This is a genomic window from Marinobacter gelidimuriae, assembly GCF_000372805.1.
GTDB lineage: Bacteria > Pseudomonadota > Gammaproteobacteria > Pseudomonadales > Oleiphilaceae > Marinobacter > Marinobacter gelidimuriae.
The window spans coordinates 36,980-57,368 of record NZ_KB889874.1 but is presented as its reverse complement, the minus strand read 5'-3'; the positions used below and the strand labels follow the sequence as shown (position 1 = coordinate 57,368).

The 20,389-nt window shown below is 50.7% G+C and carries 20 protein-coding genes and 2 pseudogenes; 6 read left to right on the top strand and 16 right to left on the bottom strand.

Annotation, left to right across the window (positions count from 1 at the left end; genetic code table 11):
- A pseudogene (locus A3OI_RS0106230) lies at positions 1 to 258 on the top strand (IS1595 family transposase); the annotation flags it as partial.
- A gap of 231 nt (positions 259 to 489) precedes the next feature.
- Here A3OI_RS0106230 and A3OI_RS0106225 read toward each other — a convergent pair.
- Both A3OI_RS0106225 and A3OI_RS0106220 read right to left on the bottom strand, forming a co-directional pair.
- Complete coding sequence (locus tag A3OI_RS0106225) at positions 490 to 783, bottom strand: HigA family addiction module antitoxin (protein WP_018403444.1); 294 nt, start codon at positions 781 to 783, stop codon at positions 490 to 492.
- On the bottom strand, positions 783 to 1,061 hold the full coding sequence (locus A3OI_RS0106220; RefSeq protein WP_018403443.1) for a type II toxin-antitoxin system RelE/ParE family toxin: 279 nt from the start codon (positions 1,059 to 1,061) through the stop codon (positions 783 to 785). The genes A3OI_RS0106225 and A3OI_RS0106220 overlap by 1 nt, the downstream gene beginning before the upstream one ends.
- Before the next feature lie 324 nt (positions 1,062 to 1,385).
- Here A3OI_RS0106220 and A3OI_RS0106215 point away from each other — a divergent pair, with 324 nt between their 5' ends.
- From A3OI_RS0106215 to A3OI_RS0106195, 5 genes are all read left to right on the top strand, one after another.
- Positions 1,386 to 2,744: a hypothetical protein gene (locus tag A3OI_RS0106215; protein ID WP_026224033.1), complete on the top strand. Its 1,359-nt coding sequence runs from the start codon at positions 1,386 to 1,388 to the stop codon at positions 2,742 to 2,744.
- 634 nt (positions 2,745 to 3,378) lie between these two features.
- A complete protein-coding gene (locus tag A3OI_RS0106210; RefSeq protein ID WP_018403441.1) occupies positions 3,379 to 4,362 on the top strand; it encodes a DNA cytosine methyltransferase in 984 nt (327 codons plus the stop codon).
- A gap of 1 nt (position 4,363) precedes the next feature.
- The gene (locus tag A3OI_RS0106205) at positions 4,364 to 5,482 is read left to right on the top strand and encodes a hypothetical protein (protein WP_018403440.1); all 1,119 of its coding nucleotides are present in this window, start codon (positions 4,364 to 4,366) and stop codon (positions 5,480 to 5,482) included.
- Between the two features lie 109 nt (positions 5,483 to 5,591).
- Complete coding sequence (locus A3OI_RS0106200; protein WP_018403439.1) at positions 5,592 to 7,814, top strand: sensor histidine kinase; 2,223 nt, start codon at positions 5,592 to 5,594, stop codon at positions 7,812 to 7,814.
- Positions 7,811 to 8,920, top strand: a complete 1,110-nt coding sequence (locus A3OI_RS0106195; RefSeq protein ID WP_018403438.1) for a response regulator — start codon at positions 7,811 to 7,813, stop codon at positions 8,918 to 8,920. The genes A3OI_RS0106200 and A3OI_RS0106195 overlap by 4 nt, the downstream gene beginning before the upstream one ends.
- A 308-nt stretch (positions 8,921 to 9,228) precedes the next feature.
- Here the strand turns inward: A3OI_RS0106195 and A3OI_RS0106190 are convergent, their stop codons facing one another.
- The 14 genes and pseudogenes from A3OI_RS0106190 to A3OI_RS19500 form a co-directional block, all read right to left on the bottom strand.
- Positions 9,229 to 10,197, bottom strand: a complete 969-nt coding sequence (locus tag A3OI_RS0106190; RefSeq protein ID WP_228702911.1) for a 2-hydroxyacid dehydrogenase — start codon at positions 10,195 to 10,197, stop codon at positions 9,229 to 9,231.
- Between the two features lie 243 nt (positions 10,198 to 10,440).
- On the bottom strand, positions 10,441 to 10,620 hold the full coding sequence (locus tag A3OI_RS0106185) for a DUF6732 family protein (protein WP_018403436.1): 180 nt from the start codon (positions 10,618 to 10,620) through the stop codon (positions 10,441 to 10,443).
- 43 nt (positions 10,621 to 10,663) lie between these two features.
- Complete coding sequence (gene ureG / locus A3OI_RS0106180) at positions 10,664 to 11,302, bottom strand: urease accessory protein UreG (RefSeq protein WP_018403435.1); 639 nt, start codon at positions 11,300 to 11,302, stop codon at positions 10,664 to 10,666.
- 52 nt (positions 11,303 to 11,354) lie between these two features.
- A complete protein-coding gene (locus tag A3OI_RS0106175) occupies positions 11,355 to 12,050 on the bottom strand; it encodes an urease accessory protein UreF (RefSeq protein WP_018403434.1) in 696 nt (231 codons plus the stop codon).
- The gene (gene ureE / locus A3OI_RS0106170; protein WP_018403433.1) at positions 12,040 to 12,501 is read right to left on the bottom strand and encodes an urease accessory protein UreE; all 462 of its coding nucleotides are present in this window, start codon (positions 12,499 to 12,501) and stop codon (positions 12,040 to 12,042) included. Before ureE ends, A3OI_RS0106175 begins: the two co-directional genes overlap by 11 nt.
- 35 nt (positions 12,502 to 12,536) lie before the next feature.
- Positions 12,537 to 14,240 carry an urease subunit alpha gene (gene ureC / locus A3OI_RS0106165; protein WP_018403432.1) on the bottom strand — a complete coding sequence of 568 codons (1,704 nt, stop codon included), beginning with the start codon at positions 14,238 to 14,240 and terminating at the stop codon, positions 12,537 to 12,539.
- The gene (locus A3OI_RS0106160) at positions 14,237 to 14,554 is read right to left on the bottom strand and encodes an urease subunit beta (protein WP_026224031.1); all 318 of its coding nucleotides are present in this window, start codon (positions 14,552 to 14,554) and stop codon (positions 14,237 to 14,239) included. Before A3OI_RS0106160 ends, ureC begins: the two co-directional genes overlap by 4 nt.
- A 10-nt stretch (positions 14,555 to 14,564) precedes the next feature.
- Positions 14,565 to 14,867 carry an urease subunit gamma gene (gene ureA, locus A3OI_RS0106155; protein WP_007352270.1) on the bottom strand — a complete coding sequence of 101 codons (303 nt, stop codon included), beginning with the start codon at positions 14,865 to 14,867 and terminating at the stop codon, positions 14,565 to 14,567.
- An 18-nt stretch (positions 14,868 to 14,885) separates the two neighbouring features.
- The gene (locus A3OI_RS0106150; RefSeq protein ID WP_018403430.1) at positions 14,886 to 15,818 is read right to left on the bottom strand and encodes an urease accessory protein UreD; all 933 of its coding nucleotides are present in this window, start codon (positions 15,816 to 15,818) and stop codon (positions 14,886 to 14,888) included.
- Positions 15,815 to 16,513 (bottom strand): urea ABC transporter ATP-binding subunit UrtE, encoded by a 699-nt coding sequence (gene urtE / locus A3OI_RS0106145; protein ID WP_026224030.1) that lies wholly within the window; start codon positions 16,511 to 16,513, stop codon positions 15,815 to 15,817. The genes A3OI_RS0106150 and urtE overlap by 4 nt, the downstream gene beginning before the upstream one ends.
- A 53-nt stretch (positions 16,514 to 16,566) precedes the next feature.
- Positions 16,567 to 17,391 (bottom strand): urea ABC transporter ATP-binding protein UrtD, encoded by an 825-nt coding sequence (gene urtD, locus A3OI_RS0106140; protein WP_018403428.1) that lies wholly within the window; start codon positions 17,389 to 17,391, stop codon positions 16,567 to 16,569.
- Positions 17,388 to 17,684, bottom strand: a pseudogene (locus A3OI_RS0106135) (urea ABC transporter permease subunit UrtC); the annotation flags it as partial. The gene urtD and the pseudogene A3OI_RS0106135, both read right to left, overlap by 4 nt.
- Before the next feature lie 63 nt (positions 17,685 to 17,747).
- On the bottom strand, positions 17,748 to 19,352 hold the full coding sequence (urtB, locus tag A3OI_RS0106130; RefSeq protein WP_018403426.1) for an urea ABC transporter permease subunit UrtB: 1,605 nt from the start codon (positions 19,350 to 19,352) through the stop codon (positions 17,748 to 17,750).
- A 107-nt stretch (positions 19,353 to 19,459) separates the two neighbouring features.
- The gene (locus A3OI_RS19500; protein WP_267283285.1) at positions 19,460 to 20,242 is read right to left on the bottom strand and encodes a transporter substrate-binding protein; all 783 of its coding nucleotides are present in this window, start codon (positions 20,240 to 20,242) and stop codon (positions 19,460 to 19,462) included.
- Positions 20,243 to 20,389: the final 147 nt, after the last annotated feature.

The window sequence follows — 20,389 nt, the reverse complement described above, 5'->3', positions numbered from 1 at the left end:
AAGAAGGAAGGCATTACGCATCGACCGATTAACCCGAGTCAAAAGCGCCGGGTTGATGGTGCTTTCCACATCCAGAACGTGAATGCCTACGACAGCCGGCTGAAGAGCTGGATGATTCCTTTTCANGGTGTGGCCACGAAATACCTGGCGAACTATCTGGGCTGGCGCCGCCTGCTTGAACGCTACAAAACGCAGCTCAATCCATTGATTTGTCTGGGTGAGTCACTGGGCTACAGGTCCGTGCAACAGCTAACTTAGACATAGCCTTAAAAAAAGGGTCAAAGGTAGGCCTAGAAACAAGTTCCTCGGGGTCAGGTCTTGCGTTTTACCTCTCGAACAACCTAGCTTACGCGAGAATAATGCAGACTGAGACGATTACAACGAAATGGAAAGACAGGGGGCAAAACGCAAGACCTGACCTCAGCACCTCCGGTCTTTAAATCTGGAAACCAAAAGCGGTACGCTTTTGGTTTCCAGTTGACCGCCTGGTTAAGCCGCCTCGAAGTCCAAGGGATGAATGTCATCCAGGTTAAGCGTATTCCGCGCCACCGAGAGATCATAGATATCCTGCATCGCCAACCAACTTTCCGGTGTGCGACCAAGAACCTTCGATAGCCGCAATGCCATCTCCGGACTAATGCCACTATCGCCTTTTAACAACCGAGACAGGGTTGAAGGCGAAACCCTCAAGCTTAAAGCTAGCTGGCGAGAACTTATGCCGAAAGGCTCCAAATATACCTCCCGGATAAAGTCACCGGGATGCGGCGGATTATGCATAGTCATTAGTGATAATCCTCATAATCAAGTACGTAGGCGTTACCGTCCCGAAATTCGAACGTCACCCGCCAATTGCCGTTAACCCAAATAGAACACCGACCCTTATCCTTACCCTTTAATGGATGAAGCCGAAAGCCTGGAATGTCCATATCATCAACCGACGTGGCGGTATCAAGGGCGGCAAGTTGCATGCGCAGCTTCTTGGCATGATCGGCTTGTATCCCTGCCGTGCTGCCAGTTGAGTAGAACCGTTTCAGTCCTTTGTGACGAAATGATTTAATCATGATGGAATTCTAGCATGTTGCGCATCACGCAACAATAGTGCAACGGTTAAGCCCTCAACGAGGTTTGAGGATACCAATCAGGATTACTGGCAGAACCGCCGGGCAGACTGAGACGATTACAACAAAATAGAAAGGCAGGGGCAAAACGCAAGACCTGGCCCCAGCGCCTCATATCAATCAAACCAAGTTTCAACGCTAATCAAAAAATGAATCTATCCCGGCTTCTACTTTTAATAATTCCTTAACCGATAAACAGACACACCCCATCATCACTGCTAGTCTTCCTTAGCGAATTGAAATAAATCGAAGCATGGAGCTAGCGCTGTGACGACTCGTCCTGAATTCTTGTCTGGTGGTGAACCTGCCCGTCTTATCCCAATAACTGCAGACAGTGCCCGTGAACAAAAGTCTATATCCGTATTACTCGCAGGTATGCGCTCCGTGCTTGAACTTCGCCAAGCACTGCTAAAATCCATTGGCACCCGTGTCGGAAGCAGCGCCACATTAGAGACTTGGACTGAAGTGGTTTTTGCGAATGAAGATAAGAAGACCGCGCAACAAAAGGACCGACCAGACGGAATTCTGATTCTTCGTACCGGGAAGCGTGAATGGCGAGCGTTGATTGAGGCGAAAGTAGGGAACGAAACAATCGGCGAAGAACAGGTATCACGCTATCTACAACAAGCGAAGAACCACAAGCTGGACGCAGTCATTACCATCACCAATCAGTTCGCAGCACTCCCAACTCATCACCCGGTAAAGCTTCCAAAAATCGCTACTCGCTCAGTCTCGCTTTATCACTGGTCCTGGGCATTTATCCGCACCCAGTGCCAACTCTTGCTCAAGAATAATGGTGTTGAAGACGTAGACCAAGTCTTCATCCTCGGTGAAATTCTCCGGTATTTTGAAAGTGACCGGTCTGGCATCAGTAACTTTGACCAAATGAATAGCGAGTGGAAAGATGTCGTCAACAAAGTGAAAAGCCATGCCTCACTTGCAAAATCCAGCGACGAGGTACAAAACACCATTGCAGCCTGGCATCAAGAACAGCGTGACCTTTGCCTTATTATGTCCAGGCTGACCGGCAGCAACGTTTCTCTAAAGCTCAAAAACAGCCATCGGACAGACGCAGCGGAGCGTGTCAAAGATGACGCGACGGATTTCTGCAAGGAGCCCGTGCTCAAATGTGCGTTAAGCATCATCAACGCCGCTGCTGATCTGGAGATACACGCAGACCTGCAGCGACGAATGATTTATTGCTCGATGAAACTCACAGCGCCGAAATATAAAAAAAGCACAAAGGCCAGAGTCAATTGGCTGCTCCGGCAACTGAAACGCACTAGCCCGGCTAATTTCTTTGTTCGGGCAACCAGACCTGGGAAAGCCGAGACAACATACCAGCCGTTGAGTGCCCTGCGGGAATCGCCTGAATTGCTGGAGTCCGAAACTTCCAATACCACCGCCACCAACCTGGAGGTGGTATACGAGGTAGATCTCGCAGGTAAGTTCAGCGGTCGAAAGATATTCATTGAAGAGCTAGAAAAAGCTGTGCCTCATTTCTATCATGAGGCTGGTCAATGGTTGAAGGCCTGGAGTCCGGCACCTCCGAAAATCTCTCAAGAGTCGGATGTTGCAGAAACTGAACAATCGGATTCAGCGGATCAGTCAGCGGAAAGTTCGTAAAATAAGTCTGCCTCGATTTTTCGCTGTGAAATGCCCCCTGCGTCTGTGGCACTGAATTCCTTCGGTACCCAAAGTTCCTCGGGGTCGGGTCTTGCGTTTTGCATCTCGAATAATCCGGCTTACGCGAGGATAATGAAGTCCAAAGAAGTAGTTTCAATCAAAAGATGGTGGTGATTGCCCATCAGACCTTAGGCGTGGCATTCCCAGCTAGAGGTCTCACACACGTCGTCGAAAACTGCCACAAGGCGCGGCGGTTATCGTCAGATACAACAATCATCTCACGCCAATTACGGCGGGACAGACTAAGACGATTACAACAAAATGTAAAAGCAGAGGCAAAACGCAAGACCTGACCCCGGCACTTTGAAATAGTAAAGCTCTAAGGGCTGAACCTCCGGGCTTTTTAGATCACGTCAGGCTGTTTTACAGGTTGTTTTGTGCCCGCCTATTAGGCTATTTTACACACCGAAAATCAAAAAATATTTTTAAATTAGGTACATAGAAGTGTCTGTCCTTATTAACCATCTTTCAAAGACGGTATCTGACCTCGATGCCGGTTGAAACCGTACATTCATTCTTAGCTAAAGCCTGGTACAATTCCCCAAACTCCTGCAAACAAGGCCCTTATCTTTATATGCTCACTTTTGCGGACTTATTCTGTGGCGCGGGACTCGGAGCCCGTGGAGCTGTCTCTGCAGGTGCGAAGCCAATACTCGCAGTCGATTCATGGAGCATGGCAACCCAAACCTATAAGAGCAACTTCCCAACGGCAGAGGTGATTTGCTCCCCAATTGAAAGTCTGATCCCGGCCGAACTCGCCAAAAAACATGCCCCTGATGTGCTCCTCACCTCGCCCGAATGTACGTCACACTCTATAGCGCGAGGAGCGAGGCCTGGAAACGAGAAAAGCAAAGAAACTGCAATCAGCATTGTTCCCTGGATTGAAGCAATGGAACCACGTTGGCTGATCGTCGAAAATGTCAATCGCATGAAAAAATGGGGAAGGCACAAAGAGCTTATCCAGACAATCAAAGGCCACGGCTATGAGGTCAGCGACCTTTACCTGAATTCAGCGGATTTCGGGGCACCACAGGCACGAAAGCGCATGTTTTTGGTATGTGACCGAAAGGGCACTACCTTCAATAAGGATGACCTGATTAATCTCCATCGAAGGCGCAAGCGATCGGCTCGCACCATTATCGACTGGTCAGGCCAGTACAACAGCCGCCCGCTATACGATCCGAAACGAGCCAAAGCAACCTTAGCGCGGGCGGACAGGGCAATAGCGGAACTTGGCCGAGGACAAGATTTTATTATTGTCTATTACGGATCAGATTACGCGGGAGGTTGGCAATCCCTCGATGTACCTCTTCGTACCGTAACAACACTTGACCGTTTCGGGCTGGTGACTTGGCAGAACGACACACCTTATCTGCGTATGCTTCAACCACCAGAACTTCTCAAGGCAATGGGAGCTGGCGCTAAACACAAGCTTCCTCACGGTAACCGGCGGGAAAGAGTTAAGCTCTGCGGAAACGGCGTATGCTCGCCGGTGATGGAAGCTATATTTAAGAAACTCGCCAAAGTTCACAGCGATAAAAAGGAATTAACGTCCTGATATGAAACTTGAGGATACGGACTTAATTGTCGATCGCATCTATCGAGAGCCGCAAAACCGAAATGCTTCTGACAATCCGCGCCCTAAACTACTTGACGTCGATAACAGATACGGATTCAGGCGCTTAGAAAATCGCCGAAATTTTTCTACACTCAACCTTCTTGTTCTTGAATCCAACCTCAATGATCCCGACTGGTCCGATCATATTGATACTTATTATGATATTTTCACTTACTACGATAATAAATCAATAAATGAAATACACGATACCACTAGGAAAGGAAACCTAATACTCCGAAACCTTTTCAACGCTCGTCATCCATCACAGCCGTTCGACCACTTCCCCGTAATGCTATTATTTAACAAGGACGGCGATAACAGAGATATCTGCTTCTTAGCCTTAGCCGTTCCAGTTGCACAAGACCTACGCGTGGTCGAACATTTAGTTGCTATTTGGTGCTCTAATGATCCTAAAAATAAGCGACATAAAAATTACGAATTAGTCTTCACGATACCCGGCGTACCTATAGTCTCTATATATTGGCTCAAGGACATTAGGAACAGAAAAACCGTATCGTCACCTCACCTCTCGAGACCTTGGCTTGAATGGACTCTTAGCAGAAAATACACACTTTTATATACGCCGCATAGAATTGAAATACGTAAAAAAGAACCAAGACTTCTCGAAAGACCTGAGAACTCCAGGCTGTTAAAGATAATTCTTAAAAAATATCAAAAACCTCAATATTATTTCGAACATAAAACAACTAATATAGTCCGGATTATTTTATCTAGAGACGGCCACTTCCAAATCAATCAACTCTATAAATATAGTAGTCACAACGCAAAAAGTAAATACATAATAGGTTCAGGAACAAGCTCTATCGATATTAAGTTTGCACTAGAAGAAAGATTTTTTAGGAAAGAATCTGGAGTCTTTATAAAGAAATTATCATGGCTAAAATCCAGACCAAAGCGCCAACCGTTTGGGGCGCCGGAAACTACATCGAATCTAACCATCCAAGCTTATAAAGAGCCAATAGGAGATAGCCATCCCGTAACTTTGATACCAGACGGAGACATAATTTCTACATTTCGAAAGCGTCTTGGGAATGGTTAAACGATAATTAAATTTATAAATTATAATTTATAATTTATAAATAGTTATTAAAATAATATTTAGACACTGAATAAATTAGTCAAGCTAAACTAAAAAAGAGTTATATATTATGAGCACATCAGCACATAAAATACGGCCGGCGGCTAGGTTGATAAAAACAATTGGCCAGGATTTGATAAAGGACACATATGCGGCTATCGTTGAACTTGTAAAGAACGCCTATGATGCGGATTCACCTAGCGTCGTTGTTGAGTTCGATTATAAAGAAGATGCGCAGCGACTTACAATTAAAGTTAAAGACACTGGCCATGGTATGACTTCTGATGTAGTCGTGAATAAATGGCTCGTACCAGCAACAGATGACAAACTAAAACGCAAAATAAGTAAAAATGGTAGAATGTTACAGGGTCGTAAAGGTATCGGACGTTTTTCAGCGACAATTTTAGGAGACCGGATACTAATGGATACCTCAGCCAATGGGGTTACCACATCACTTCTTCTTGACATGACTGAACTGGAAAATATTGACTATCTAGATGAACTTGAACTAAATATTGATGAACAAGCGACAGATGCACCGAATGGAACAAGTATAGAGATCGAAAAAGAAAACCAGACAACTGAAGATATTAAAAATACTTGGACTAAAAGACAGCTGCGGAAACTATTTGCGGAGCTAAGGGGTTTGATTGCGCCAGAAGAGATATATCAAGCGGCTGAAAATCAAGGTTTCAAAATTCATCATGATAAATTCAAGATAATTCTAAAATTCGAAAATTTTCCAGTTGACGACTATCATGATAGAGTTATTGAAGTTGAGCCGTTCCCGGTTCTTGACTTATATGATTATAAAATTAGCGGCCGCGTTAGCCCTGACGGTCAAGCGAAGTTAACTTTTGACAACCAAAATATTCCGGGACTTGATGAAGAAGTATTTCAAATAAAAATACCGATTGAAAAAAACTTTGGGCAAAAATATCCTGGTGAGGTTTTCATCGATATAAGGGTCTATGATCGTGATCCTGAGAGCATTGATAATATAATTCAACGAGGACTCAAAGATCCAGATACAAATGAATATTTAGGAAAACAGGAAGCGCGTAGTATATTAGACGAATACTACGGAATAGGAGTATATCGCGAGCAGTTTAGAATACGGCCATATGGAGATCAGTCATTCGACTGGCTTGATTTAGACAAGAAAAGGGTGCAAAACCCATCTTATAAAATAGGGCACAATCAAGTTATAGGATTTGTTTATATTCGTCCGGAGGAGCAATCGGGGCTTCAGGAGAAAAGCGCACGCGATGGACTTGTAGAAAATGAGTGTTATTTCGGACTACTTACTATATCTTCCAAAGTAATTAATGAATTAGAAGGTCGACGGGCAAACTATAGAAAAAAAGCGTTTCGAGGTGGAAGAGTTAGAGACATAGATAATGAAATTGACGACTTATTTGATTTCAAAAGCACGCAAAGGAGAATATCACAGGGCTTAAATGAGTTAGGTGTATCCGGCTCACAAAGACAGAATATTGACAAAGTAGTTGGTAGCGTTCTTGAAGAAGAAAAACAGAAAAAATCAGATTACGCAAGAAAAATAAGAGAAACGATTGCTATATATCAAGGTCAAGCAACGCTCGGGAAAATTACTCATGTACTTCTCCATGAAGGACGAAAACACATCAAGTACATATCGGAGACAGTTCCCAGAATAACAAAATGGGCAAGTGAATTGGCCAGAAATCCTAATAGTGAATTAGAGGAACGAATGCATGAAAGAGCAACTAAAACTGTCTCACACGCAAAAGGCTTAACATTTTTATTCAATAAAATAGAACCCCTAGCGAGAACTCGAAGAGCGCCGAAAAAAGAGATTAATCTTGAGAAAGAAATAGAGAGTGCATTTACGATATTTAGTGAAGAAATAAGTGAAAAAAAAATTAATTTCAAAATAATCAGCATCAAAACTGAACTTAAAATTTTTGCCAATGAAACAGATATCATTACTGTGTTTTCAAATCTTATTGAAAATAGTATCTTTTGGCTATCCCAAAATAATGAGGGCGAAAAGTTCATTGAAGTTGATATCCTGAAAGAGGACCAAAAAATAATTGTTGAGTACAAAGATACGGGGCCTGGATTTCAGGGTGGAAACTTAGAGTTGATGTTTGAGCCAGGATATTCGATGAAACCGGACGGCGTATTAGGGACAGGCCTTGGACTGTCACTAGCCGGAGACGCTATGAGCAGAATTGGAGGCCGGATTGAAGCTAAACACTCTGAAAATGGTGCTTTTTTTGAGTTAACTTTTGATGGAGAATCAAAATGAAAAAAAAGATCGAAATATTAGTTGTTGAAGATGACACCGATCAATTTGAGACATATCAAGATACTGCTCGAGATCAATCCAACAATGATTATGAAATTATACTTTCACACCAAAAATCAGCAGAAGCGGCAAAACTTGCTTTGCTTTCCTCGAACTTCGACGGGGCCATTGTAGATTTAAATCTTTCTAGTGGTGATCCTAATGAGGCTTCAGGAAACCAAATACTTGAAAAAATTATTGAAAGCCATCGGTTCCCGGTATTAGTAGTATCTGGAAACCTCCAGAATCTTGCGGACAACATTAGAGATAAAGAATCTGGATTCTTGAAATTTTATAATCGAGACGTCACTAATGTAGAAATTTTTACTTATCTAAAAAACGCATTTAATACCGGAATCACTCGCATATTGGGCGGAAGAGGACAAATTGAAGACTGGCTTGGAAGTATATTTTGGCGGCATTTGGCGAACGATTTTGAAAACTGGAGTCCAGGTAGTCTAGATCCAGAGCGAACTCTTCTTAGATATACCGTTTCACATCTTTCAGAATATCTTGACCAACCAGATGGAAAAGATAGTTTCTATCATGATGCTGAGTTTTATATCAAACCTCCGATAAGAAAATACATTGCTACTGGCGACATTGTTGAGAAGGAAAATATTAGATATGTCTTACTTTCTCCGGCCTGCGACATAGCAGTCAGAGACATAGATGAAAATGGCGATCCAAAAATTAATGCAAAACGTGTTATTCTTGCGCCGTTAATAGAAGTATCCAGAAACAGCTTTGTTGAAAACAAAATAATCACTAATGATGATACATCAAAGCATATTAGAAAGATCGTTGAAGAAATCGTAAAAGGGAATAGACCTAAATACGCTTTTCTTCCAAAATATGGTGACATTTACCCTTCATTAATCGATCTTCAAAATATACATACTTGGTCGTTTAAAGACTACCTTACCGTTAACAGAATCGCTACAATTTCAACTCCGTTTATTAAGGATATTCTCTCACAGTTCTCCTCATATTATGGTAGACAAGGACAACCTGACCTTGATAAGAAATTACTTGTCTGGAACCTAACTAATTTACTTAAAGGTTGACTATACTCTGGTCGAATATAATCCAAGCTTTCATTGCTAGATTGCGAAAAAATATATTTTTACACATAGTTTCTTGTTAGTCTTTAAAAAGGGCGCGTAGTTGCCTTGCCAATCGCGCCTCCCCTCTGTCAGCCTAATTGGCTAGTTGATGATTTTGTCTAAACTCATACCAAATTGAGAAGTATGAGAGCAGTTACGTTACGGAGCCTGTCAACATAATTGCCGCGTTTAAGTCCTCGGTTCTTTAACAATTAGCCATCTTTTCCAGATTCAATGTGACAGAGTCCGGTGTGCTTAAATCCAACCGTTTAATAACCTCGAAAAGCGTCTACTTGATTCATTAAGGCCCGACCACTTTTCATCAGTCGATAGTTTTTCAAAATTTGAGGCGCAACTGAGTTAGGGTCTGTAATGCTTGAGCAGTGAGGGGTCAGGAGTATTTTTTTATTCTGCCAAAATGGATGCATTTGAGGTAATGGCTCCTCTCTAAAAACATCGAGGCACGCTGCTCTCAGCTGACCTTCATTTAGTGCTGTTATCAGATCTTCATCTATCAAGTGTTCGCCCCTTGCTACATTGACCAAGCAAGCCCCAAAAGGCAGTTTATTAAAGTTTTCAAGGTTAAGAATACCACGTGTCTCGTTTGTCAGGGGCAATAGGCAAATCAATATATTTACTTGCGAAAGAAACTCTCCTAGCTGCCTGTCACCTGCATAAGATTTTACTCCGGTAATCGTCTTCTGAGTGCGCGACCAACCGATGACATTAAATCCAATCTTAGAAAACTTGCTCGCCGAATATTCTCCAAGCTTACCTAACCCCATTACACCGATGGTCGTATGGGCTATTTTTTTGGGTGACTGCTGTTTCCAGTTCGATTGGTGTTGCTGAGTTTTGTATATGTCAAAATCCCGAAAGTAATACATAACGGCTGTATGAAGATATTCATACATAGACTGTGCTAAGAGAGGGTCTATGATTCTTATCACCGGTAGATCTTTCGGAAAAAATTCATCATTCAGTAAATGATCTATACCTGCGCCCATAGAGCAAATGCATCGCAGATTTGGGTAGTCTCGTAGAACGCCTTCAGGATGATTCCAACACAAGGCAAACTCAACGTCCGCTTTTCGGCTTTCGTTCGGCCATATTTGAACGTCGAGAGTAGGATCTAAGGCCCTTAGGGCGGCTACCCAGGGTTCAGGGTCTTTATTGGTACAAATAATTGATATTGTCATGTTATTTTGCTTTTCCCGTAACTGTACCGAACGCTTCATCGCCGCCAAAACGCGACTTCCTCATTGTCACGCACTAATGCAGAGCAAAGGTTCAGCCAAGCTATATCGAAAAAATACCTTAGCTCAAAAAATACGTGAGCGCACGACACCGCGCGACGTCCAGGTTATTGCAATAATCCGGAAGTTGCGCGATTCCAAAACGGGTACGGGGGAACGGCTGGCGTTTGCCGCTAGCCGTTCTTGCGGGGACGTTGAAAGGCTGCACAGGCGTCGTCTTAACTCTCAGCGACGTTGCTTAATTTTCTTCCAGGCCGTGAACGCTATTGCGCTGACGATTCCTGCTGCAACCAAGTATTCAATATGCAGAACGTCGCCAATGGCTTCGTGGCCGGAGTGCGCCAGCGCGTTCGTAGAGGCCAGCAGGAGCATTGCGCTGATACTCATTTGTTTGATGTTTTTCATGACTATGTCTCCGTTTTAATTCAAAAGAACCAAAGGTATTCGGTCAGGCAGTCTCAGCCAGCTTTTCCGGCCTGCGCTCCGGCAACATTCCCCTTTCCAAAATAAAGCTGATAATCGTCTCCAGCCCTACTCCGTCGTACAGATTCGCAAACACAAAGGGCCGCTCGCCGCGCATCATTTTGGAATCACGCGCCATGATGTCCAGCGAGGCGTGCACGTATTCGGCGATGTCGATTTTGTTGATGATCAACAGGTCGGATTTGGTGATGCCGGGGCCGCCTTTGCGGGGGATTTTGTCGCCGGCGGATACGTCGATCACGTACAGGGTGAGGTCAGACAATTCGGGGCTGAAGGTGGCCGAAAGGTTATCGCCGCCGGATTCCACCAGCACCAGTTCCAGGTTCGGGTGTCGGTTTTGCAGGTCGTCGATGGCCGCCAGGTTCATAGAGGCATCTTCGCGGATGGCTGTATGGGGGCAGCCGCCGGTTTCAACACCCAGTATGCGGTCTGCCGGCAGGGCGTCGTGCTTCAGCAGGAAGTCGGCGTCTTCTCTTGTGTAGATGTCGTTGGTCACCACGGCGATGTCGTAGTGGTCTTTCAGGGCGTTGCACAGCTGGCGTAGCAATGCGGTTTTGCCGGAGCCTACCGGGCCGCCAACGCCTATTCTCAAGCAATGTGTCATGGTTATTTCCTCGTTCGCTATTCGTTTCTGAAGACGTCAGTTTCTGAAAAAGTTAACTTCTAAAAAGTCTCGAATACTGTGTTTCGTGCAACGCACTGCCCAGCGCCAGCCCCGGCAGAATGGGGCCGAGTTCTTCGTCTTCCCTTTGCAGTGCAACCTCTACGGCGGTCACCAGCAGTGGGCGCATGTGTTCGGTGATGCGCTGGGCGGCTGTGTGGCCGAGGGGCAGCGCTTTGCAGGCGACGGACAGCTGGTTTTCCAGCCAGGCCCAGGCGAAGCCAATCAGCGTTTGGCGCGGCGGAACCTGTCGGTAATGGGCTACCCAGGCGAACATGGTGATGTAACCCGGTTGGTTTGGAATCAGGTTCGCGCCCGGCAGCAGGCCCAAGCTGCGCAGCAACGTCACCAGGGCGGCGCCCAGGCGGGTGTCTTCGTCACTCAATTCGGCGGTTTCACGGATCGCTTGTAACCAGGTGTTCCACTGGGCAATGGCCTCTGCATCTTCCGTTGCCCAGGCCGTTTGCAGCCGCGCCAACAGGGGCAGCTCGCAGCGGCTCAGACCATCTTCAAGCACGCCTTCCAGCCATTCGCGTAAGTCGGCTTCGGTTTTCACCCAGCCCAGCTCAAACGCACTTTCCAGGCCCTGGGACCAGGCAAAGGCACCGATGGGCAGCGCGGGGCTGACCAGTTGCATCAGGCCCAGCAGTGCCAAGTCGCTCGAAATGCTTGGCTGGCTGTCAATGCTCATGGCTGTGCGCGGCCGGCGAATAAGCACCCGGTTCAGGGTCGAATTTGGCGTTGTGGTGTATAAGAGTGGCACCCAGGTGCACGGCCAGTTCTTCCAGTACGTGGTCTGGCGGGAAGCGAATCCAACCGCCCTGCTCGTCTTCGCCAATGGCCAGTGACACGTGGCGGTTGCCAAGGTGGAAGCACAGGCGTGCCAGCGGCAGTCCGGCGGCAATGCGTGCGGTCACCACCGGCTCGTCGGCGGCGCGAATGCGGATAACTTCGCCGGTTCGGGCTTGCAGCAGGTCGCCATCGCGCAATACCGGGCCACGGTCCAGAAACAGGCCTACGTCGAGGCTCGTTTCGGTGGTGGCGCGCAGGCGGCCGCGCATACGCAGCTCAAAAGGCAGTGTCAGGTTGTCGTGAATTTCTGCGCTGTCGATGTTGTGGATGCGTTCTGTTAATTCCAGCATAGGATTCTCCGGTTGCGCGTTAAAACAGTTACGCCTTAAAACAAGTGGTAGCGCTGGGCCAGCGGCAATTCGCTGGCCGGCTCGCAGGTAAGCAGTTCGCCGTCTGCGTACACTTCGTAGGTTTGCGGGTCTACGGTGATGTGCGGGCAGGCGTCGTTCAGTTTCATGTCGGCTTTACGCACTTGCCGCACGTTCTTACAGGCCGCCAGCGGGCTGTCCAGGCCCAGTGCTTTGCCAACGCCGGCATCTAACGCAGCCTGGCTGACGAACGTCAGGCGCGTGGCACTGGCCGCTTTGCCGAAAGCGCCAAACATCAGGCGGTAGTGCACGGGCTGGGGCGTGGGGATAGAGGCGTTGGGGTCACCCATGGGCGCAGCTGCAATCATCCCGCCTTTCACAATAAGGGCCGGCTTTACACCGAAAAACGCCGGGTTCCACAACACCAGGTCTGCCATCTTGCCCACTTCCACCGAGCCCACTTCGTGGCTAATGCCGTGGGTGATGGCGGGGTTGATGGTGTACTTGGCGATGTAGCGTTTGGCGCGAAAGTTGTCAGCACCCAGGCTTTCATCTTGCGGCAGCAGGCCCCGCTGCTGTTTCATTTTGTGGGCGGTTTGCCAGGTGCGGCACACCACTTCGCCCACCCGGCCCATGGCCTGGGAGTCGGAAGCGATCACCGAGATAACGCCCAGGTCGTGAAGGATATCTTCCGCGGCGATGGTCTCGCGACGAATGCGTGAATCGGCGAAGGCGACGTCTTCGGGAATGTTCGGGTCCAGGTGGTGGCACACCATCAGCATGTCGAGGTGTTCGTCGATGGTGTTCACGGTGTAAGGCCGCGTGGGGTTGGTGGATGACGGCAGCACGTAGGGTTTAGAACAGGCGGTGATGATGTCTGGCGCGTGGCCGCCACCGGCGCCTTCAGTGTGGTAGGTGTGAATGCAGCGTTCTTTGAACGCGGCCAGGGTGTCTTCCACAAAGCCGGATTCGTTCAGGGTGTCGGTGTGAATGGCCACCTGCACGTCGTATTTGTCGGCCACCGTCAGGCAGTTGTCGATGCTGGCCGGGGTGGTGCCCCAGTCTTCGTGCAGTTTCAGGCCGATGGCGCCGGCTTTTATTTGCAGTTCCAGGGCCTCGGGCAGGCTGGCGTTGCCTTTGCCGAGGAAGCCGATGTTCATCGGCATGCTGTCGACGGCCTGAAGCCTTTTGCCCATGTGCCAGGCACCGGGTGTGCAGGTGGTGGCGTTGGTGCCGGTAGCCGGACCGGTTCCGCCGCCGAGCATGGTGGTAATGCCGCTCATCAGGGCTTCTTCAATCTGCTGGGGGCAGATGAAGTGGATGTGGGCGTCGATGCCACCGGCGGTGAGAATTTTGCCTTCGCCGGCGATGATTTCGGTGCCCGGGCCGATAACGATGGTGACATCTGGCTGGGTGTCGGGGTTGCCGGCTTTGCCGATGGCGGCGATACGGCCGTTTTGTAAGCCAACGTCGGCTTTAACGATGCCCCACCAATCCAGAATCAGGGCGTTGGTGATGACGGTGTCCATCACGGTGTCGTCGGCGCGCTGGCTTTGGCCCATACCGTCACGGATGACTTTGCCGCCGCCGAATTTTACTTCGTCGCCGTAGTGGGTGGCGTCGCTTTCTACTTCTATCCACAGCTCGGTGTCGCCCAGCCGGACTCGGTCGCCGGTGGTGGGGCCGTACATGTCGGCGTAGGCTTGTCTTGTGATTTTCATGTCTTCACCTCCAGACTTCCCATCACTTCGCCGCGGAAACCGTAGATGTTTCGGCTGCCGGCAAACGGGATCAGGGTGACCTTTCGTGACTGTCCAGGCTCGAAGCGAATGGCGGTGCCCGCGGCGACATCAAGCCGGTAGCCTGTTGCTTTGGGACGGTCAAACTTCAGCGCCGGGTTGGCTTCGGCGAAGTGATAGTGGGAGCCGATCTGTATCGGGCGGTCGCCGGTGTTGGCAACGTCGACGGTGATGCGTTTGCGGCCGGCGCAAAGTTCTATGTCGCCGTCTTTAAGTTGGTACTCTCCGGGGATCATGGCGCGGCCCTCATACAATGGGGTTGTGAACAGTCACCAGTTTGGTGCCGTCCGGGAAGGTGGCTTCTACCTGCACTTCGGGAATCATCTCGGCGATGCCGTCCATCACGTCGTCGCGGGTCAGAATTTCCGCGCCGCTGCTCATCAACTCGGCGACGGTTCGGCCTTCCCGCGCGCCTTCCATAATTTCGGTGCTGATCAGGGCGATGGCTTCGGGGTAGTTCAGTTTCAGGCCTTTGGCTTTGCGGCGTTCGGCCAGCAGGCCGGCGGTGAACAGCAGCAGCTTGTCTTTGTCTCTTGGTGTCAGTTCCATTTTGTTCTTCCTCTGATCTCAGGTCAGCCATATCCGCGGCACTATCGCCGCTTTGCCGGTCAGCAAGGGCCGCAATAACTCCCAGGCTTGCTGGCATAAAGCCCAGGCTTCGTTTCTTTCGTGTCCCAAATAACGCAACAGCACCACGCCCCGGCGGCGAGTAACAGCCCACCGCGGGTTTGCCGGCAGTGCGGCACGCAGCGCTTCTATCGCGGCGGCTTCGTGTTCTAGGCCAACCACCCACAAGGTGGCCTGGACGGTTGCGCCACCCTGCCCCCAGGGGCCTTTGAAGCGGCGGTGTTGCGGGCTCATGATTTGGCGTTCCAGCCATAACGGCTGGCCGTCCATCCGCAGTTGGAAACGCTGTTCCAGGTGGCCGGATGCGAACGGCAACTGGCTGGCCGGGCGGCCAAGGGCGAGAATTTCCCAGCCCAGGCATTTGGCGCCGGTTTGCAGTTCGATGGTGGTGGTTTGTTCGCCGCGGGAGCCGTCAAACGCCAGGGTTTCCTGCGGCAGGTATTCGAGTGTGGCGTTGCTGGCCACGTGCAAGCGGGTGTGCTGCCCCCAAGCCACGCCGTGGCTGTCAGCTTTGTAGAGTTTGGCGGCGGCGGGTGTGGTTAGCAGCACGTGCGCGCCTTCTTCCACGGTGGCATCAATACGCAGTTCGTCGCCGCTTACCAGCCCACCCGGCGGGTGTAGCAGGTACACATGGCAGCAGCCGTTGCGGCCTTCCGGGTAAAACGGCCGCTGCACTCTTAACGGGCCGTGGTGTTTGCGCCGCGCTAATCGGGTAATGGCGTTGCCTGACCCGTCGCTGCGCAGGTCAAAACCCAAAGACAGAGCCGCAGCCCAACGCCTTTGTGGGTCGAAGCGGTGGCCGGAATCCTGTTCTGGCGAGTGCAGGGGCGCTGTGCGCTGACCCACAGGCGCGACGCGCTGAAATACGGTCATACCGTCAGGTGCTTTTTAATGAGTTCGTTGGTCAGACCGGCGATTTCGCCTTCGGCTACGCGACGGCCGCGGTCGAGGATGGCGAAGCGGTCGGCGTATTTGCGGGCGAAGGGCAGTTTTTGCTCCACCAGCAGCACCGTCAGGCCGTCTTCTTTGATCAGCGTGCGAATAACCTCGCCAATCTGAGCAACGATGTTGGGCTGAATGCCCTCCCCCGGCTCGTCCAGAATCAGCAGGCGGGGTTCAATCACCAAGGCCCGACCAATGGCCAGTTGCTGTTGCTGGCCGCCAGAGAGATCGCCGCCCCGGCGGTGGCGCATTTCTTTTAGCACCGGAAACAGTTCGTACACGCGCTCGGGGATTTTTTTGCTGCCGTCTTTACGCACCGCCAAACCGGTACGCAGGTTTTCTTCCACCGTCAGCAGCGGGAAAATCTGCCGGCCCTGAGGCACGTAGCCTATGCCGAGGCGAGAACGGTCTTCAATTTTTTTCTGGGTAAGCTCGACCTCCTGGGCGAACGTGATGGAACCGCTCTTGACGGTTTCTTCACCCATGATGCATTTCATCAGTGTGGTTTTACCCACGCCGTTGCGGCCCATAACGCAGGTGCACTGACCCTGGGGCACGTCCAGTTCGAGATCCCAAAGGGTGTGGCTTTCGCCGTAATACTGGTCGATTTTCTGGATTTTCAGCATCAGGCTTTTCATTGGCAACAGGCGCTCAATCGACATCAGGCTCTCAACTGGCATCAGGCTTCCTCCCCCAAGTACACCTTGATAACGTCCGGGTGGTTGGACACCTGGTCCATGGTGCCTTCCGCCAGCACGCTGCCCTGGTGCAACACGGTAACTTTGCGGGCAATGGAGCGCACAAAGCCCATGTCGTGTTCTACCACTACAACGGACTGTTTGCCGGCAAGAGTGGTGAGCAATTCGGCGGTGCGTTCCATTTCCTGTTCGGTCATACCAGCCACGGGTTCGTCTACCAGCAACAAGCGCGGTTTTTGCATCAGCAGCATGCCAATTTCCAGCCATTGTTTCTGGCCGTGGGACAGAATGCCAGCCAGGGCAGCGCGCAGGTTGCGCAGGCCAATCAGTTCCAATACTTCGTTGATGCGGTCACGACATTCGCCGTTCAGTACCGCGGTCAACGTAGGCAGTACGCGTTTGTCCGCCGCCATAGCCAATTCCAGATTTTCAAACACCGTGAGTGCTTCAAACACTGTGGGCTTCTGGAATTTGCGGCCAATGCCCAGCGAGGCGATTTCAGGTTCGCTTTTGGTCAGCAGGTTGTGGCGGCTGCCAAACCACACCGAGCCGGTGTCGGGGCGGGTTTTACCTGTGATGATGTCCATCATGGTGGTTTTACCGGCGCCATTTGGGCCGATGATGCAGCGCAGCTCGCCGTCGTCGATGGTCAGGCTCAGGTTGTTGATGGCCTTGAAGCCGTCAAAGCTCACGCTGACGTCTTCCAGATACAGAATAGGCCCGTGGCGAACGTCGACCGGCGATTCCTCTGGAACAAGAAAGTTAAACACCTTGTCGCGATTGCCGAGTTCCTGAAGAAAGCTCATACAGTGGCCTCCTGCGAGTCGGAATTGTTGGCGGGAGCAGCGGCCTTTTTAGGCTTGAACACCAACCCGGCAATGCCTTTGGGCAGAAACACCGTAACCAGAACAAACAAACCGCCCAAGGCAAACAGCCAGGCGTCTGGCATCACGCCGGTGGCCAGGAATAGCCCCAGGCGAGTGGCATCGGTGCGCAAATTGAAGCCCAGAATGTCTCTGAAATCGGTCAGGCCGTTGTTACCGCCAAAGCCCATTTCGTTGCGGAAGAACGCCAGCATCAGCGCAAAGGTCAGCGCCGCAAACAGAACACCCAGAAATGTTCGGGTGGAGCGTTCAGCTAAAGGTCTTGTTAGCCACATACCTTACCCATCCGCCGCACGGCCTTTCTGGGGGAACAATCCCCGAGGCCGTTTTTGAATGAACAGGATGATCAGCACCAGCACCAGAATCTTGGCCAACACCGCACCCACCCAGGGTTCCAGCAGCTGATTGATGGTGCCAAGCGTTAATCCGGCCAGCAGCGTGCCCCACAGATTGCCTACGCCGCCGAACACCACCACCATGAACGAATCGATGATGTAGCTCTGGCCCAGGTTGGGGCCGACGTTGGTAATCTGTGACAAAGCCACCCCCGCCAGGCCGGCAACGCCAGAACCCAGGGCAAAGGTGAGAATGTCGACGCGGGTCGCTTTTATGCCCATAGAGCGGGCCATGGTCCGGTTTTGGGTAACCGCCCGAACCTCTAGCCCCAGGCGGGTTTTACGCATAATCAGCATCAGCCCGGCAAACACCACCAGCGCAAAACCAATCACGTAAAGCCGGTTGAGAGTCAGTGACAGAGCTTCGTTGATCATCACCGAGCCACTCATCCATTCCGGTGTAATCACCGTGCGGTTCAGCGGGGAAACCACCGTACGCACCAGCTGTTGCAGAATCAGGCTTACGCCAAAAGTGGCCAGCAGCGTTTCCAGCGGGCGGCCTTTCAGGTACTGGATAACGGTGCGTTCAATCACCACGCCGGCCAGTGCCGCCACCAGGAAACCGGCAGGAATGGATAGAATCAGCGCCAGGCCCGGCTGGCCCGGCAGCAGTTGCTGCATGCCCCAGGTGGTATAGGCACCCAGCATAATCAGCTCGCCGTGGGCCATGTTGATAACGCCCATCACACCAAAGGTAATGGCCAGGCCGATGGCGGCCAACACCAGAACCGAGCCCAATGACAGGCCGAAATACAGGGTTTCGGCGGCGCGGTTCAGGGTCAGTTTTTGTTCGATGCTGTCCATAGCTTTGGTGGCAGCCGCAACCAGCGCCGGATCGTCACTGCGCATGGCTTGCTGCAGAGCCGCGCGGGCTTGCGAGTTCAGGCTGCCAGACAAGGTTTCAACCGCAGCCAGATCGCCCTGCTCGGCCACGCGGTAGATGGCCAGTGCTTCCGTAAGCGCGGCGCGAACCGGCTCACTCTGTTCGGTCTCAATAAGGCCCGGCACGCGTTTGGCCAATGCGCTGTCTATGCTGCCTTTCAGGGCGCGGGCGGCGGATAAGCGGCTGCTTTGGTCAGGGCTTTTAAGGTCAATCACCGACAGGATGTCTTCCAGTTCGCCTCGCAGCGCGTTGTTAACGCGAACGGTGTCGATGTCCCGGCGGGAGAATTCGCCCAGATTTTCGCCGGTCAGTGCGCTTTGCACGATCCAGTTCCGGCCGCGATTGTCCGTCACGATGATGAATTGCCCGCTGGATTCAATGCGGGCCAGTTTGTTGCTGGCAAACGATTCCAGCCAGCCCCGGGCGCGTTCATCACCGCTGCCTGCAATGCGATCAACCACGGCTTGTTTGTCTGCAAATGACGATTCCGCCAGTGCCGTGAGCAGTTGTTGCGCTTCGGTGTCTTCCACCTGAGCCTGGGCAAAGCCTGGCCAGAATAGAGAACAAACAAGCAGAAGCTGACTGAGCAATCGGGTGATGCCCATGGTTGTGTCCTGTTTTTATTTAAAAAAGAGAGTTCAACAAAAAGTGCTGTGGTAAAAAAGCGGACGAGGATCACCCCCGCCCGCAAAAGGGTATGACCGTTTTGACCTTACTCGGCAGCCACTTCCGCTTTACCGCCACAGGTTCCACTAACCACGTTGAAGTTTCCGCAAAACATCGGCTTGCGCCAGTCGCTGATCAGGTCTTTTGACCCTGGCAGGAAATCAGACCAGGCATCGCCCACAACGGTAGACGGCGTTTGCCACACCACGGAGAACTGCCCGTTGTCTTGAATCTCGCCAATCAGTACCGGCTTGGTAATGTGGTGGTTGGGCATCATGGTGGCGATACCACCGGTGAGGTTGGGCACGGCTACGCCGATGATGGCGTCTTTCACTGCGTTGACATCGGTGGTACCGGCTTTTTTCACCGCTTCGACGTACATGTTAAAACCAATGTAATGAGCTTCCATCGGGTCGTTGGTGACGGCGTCTTCACGGCCAGTGTAAGCAACCCAGGCGTCGATGAAGTCATAGTTAATGGTGGAAACAACCGCGGTTTTCTTGCCGGCGCTGCCGAACGCTTTAATATCCGACACAATCGCCTGCCAGTTGGAATGGCCGAAAGGCGTGTAGTTAATCATGATGTCTTCGGCGGCCACGCCCTGAGCTTTCAGGTAGGTTTCCAGAATCTTGTTGGTGGTGCGCGGGTACACATAATCGGTACCGGCCAACACCCAACGCTCAACGCCGATGTCGTTCATCAGATAGTTAACGGCAGGTATCGCCTGCTGGTTGGGCGCTGCGCCGGTATAGAACACGTTTTCAGACGACTCTTCGCCTTCCTTTGCGTCTTGATGGATTGCGCTGTTCGTCAGCAACACACCCACCAGCTCGCATGGAACGTTCCAATCATGATCATTAATTAATAATTTCAATACGTTAAAACCAAAAAAACGAATAAAAACGAATAAAATTGAAACAATTTGTAAGCGCAACGCACCAAAACACACGCAGTCGAAAGCCCCATGCTCACAATT

Coding starts and splice junctions, on each gene's coding strand:
- A3OI_RS0106150 (WP_018403430.1), bottom strand. CDS start 15,818: ATGACCGTATTTCAGCGCGTCGCGCCTGTGGGTCAGCGCACAGCGCCC.
- A3OI_RS0106175 (WP_018403434.1), bottom strand. CDS start 12,050: ATGAGCATTGACAGCCAGCCAAGCATTTCGAGCGACTTGGCACTGCTG.
- ureG (WP_018403435.1), bottom strand. CDS start 11,302: ATGACACATTGCTTGAGAATAGGCGTTGGCGGCCCGGTAGGCTCCGGC.
- A3OI_RS0106220 (WP_018403443.1), bottom strand. CDS start 1,061: ATGATTAAATCATTTCGTCACAAAGGACTGAAACGGTTCTACTCAACT.
- urtB (WP_018403426.1), bottom strand. CDS start 19,352: ATGGGCATCACCCGATTGCTCAGTCAGCTTCTGCTTGTTTGTTCTCTA.
- A3OI_RS0106200 (WP_018403439.1), top strand. CDS start 5,592: ATGAGCACATCAGCACATAAAATACGGCCGGCGGCTAGGTTGATAAAA.
- A3OI_RS0106185 (WP_018403436.1), bottom strand. CDS start 10,620: ATGAAAAACATCAAACAAATGAGTATCAGCGCAATGCTCCTGCTGGCC.
- A3OI_RS0106160 (WP_026224031.1), bottom strand. CDS start 14,554: ATGATCCCCGGAGAGTACCAACTTAAAGACGGCGACATAGAACTTTGC.
- A3OI_RS0106195 (WP_018403438.1), top strand. CDS start 7,811: ATGAAAAAAAAGATCGAAATATTAGTTGTTGAAGATGACACCGATCAA.
- A3OI_RS0106225 (WP_018403444.1), bottom strand. CDS start 783: ATGACTATGCATAATCCGCCGCATCCCGGTGACTTTATCCGGGAGGTA.
- A3OI_RS0106205 (WP_018403440.1), top strand. CDS start 4,364: ATGAAACTTGAGGATACGGACTTAATTGTCGATCGCATCTATCGAGAG.
- urtD (WP_018403428.1), bottom strand. CDS start 17,391: ATGAGCTTTCTTCAGGAACTCGGCAATCGCGACAAGGTGTTTAACTTT.
- ureA (WP_007352270.1), bottom strand. CDS start 14,867: ATGGAACTGACACCAAGAGACAAAGACAAGCTGCTGCTGTTCACCGCC.
- ureE (WP_018403433.1), bottom strand. CDS start 12,501: ATGCTGGAATTAACAGAACGCATCCACAACATCGACAGCGCAGAAATT.
- ureC (WP_018403432.1), bottom strand. CDS start 14,240: ATGAAAATCACAAGACAAGCCTACGCCGACATGTACGGCCCCACCACC.
- urtE (WP_026224030.1), bottom strand. CDS start 16,513: ATGCTGAAAATCCAGAAAATCGACCAGTATTACGGCGAAAGCCACACC.
- A3OI_RS0106190 (WP_228702911.1), bottom strand. CDS start 10,197: ATGAAGCGTTCGGTACAGTTACGGGAAAAGCAAAATAACATGACAATA.
- A3OI_RS0106210 (WP_018403441.1), top strand. CDS start 3,379: ATGCTCACTTTTGCGGACTTATTCTGTGGCGCGGGACTCGGAGCCCGT.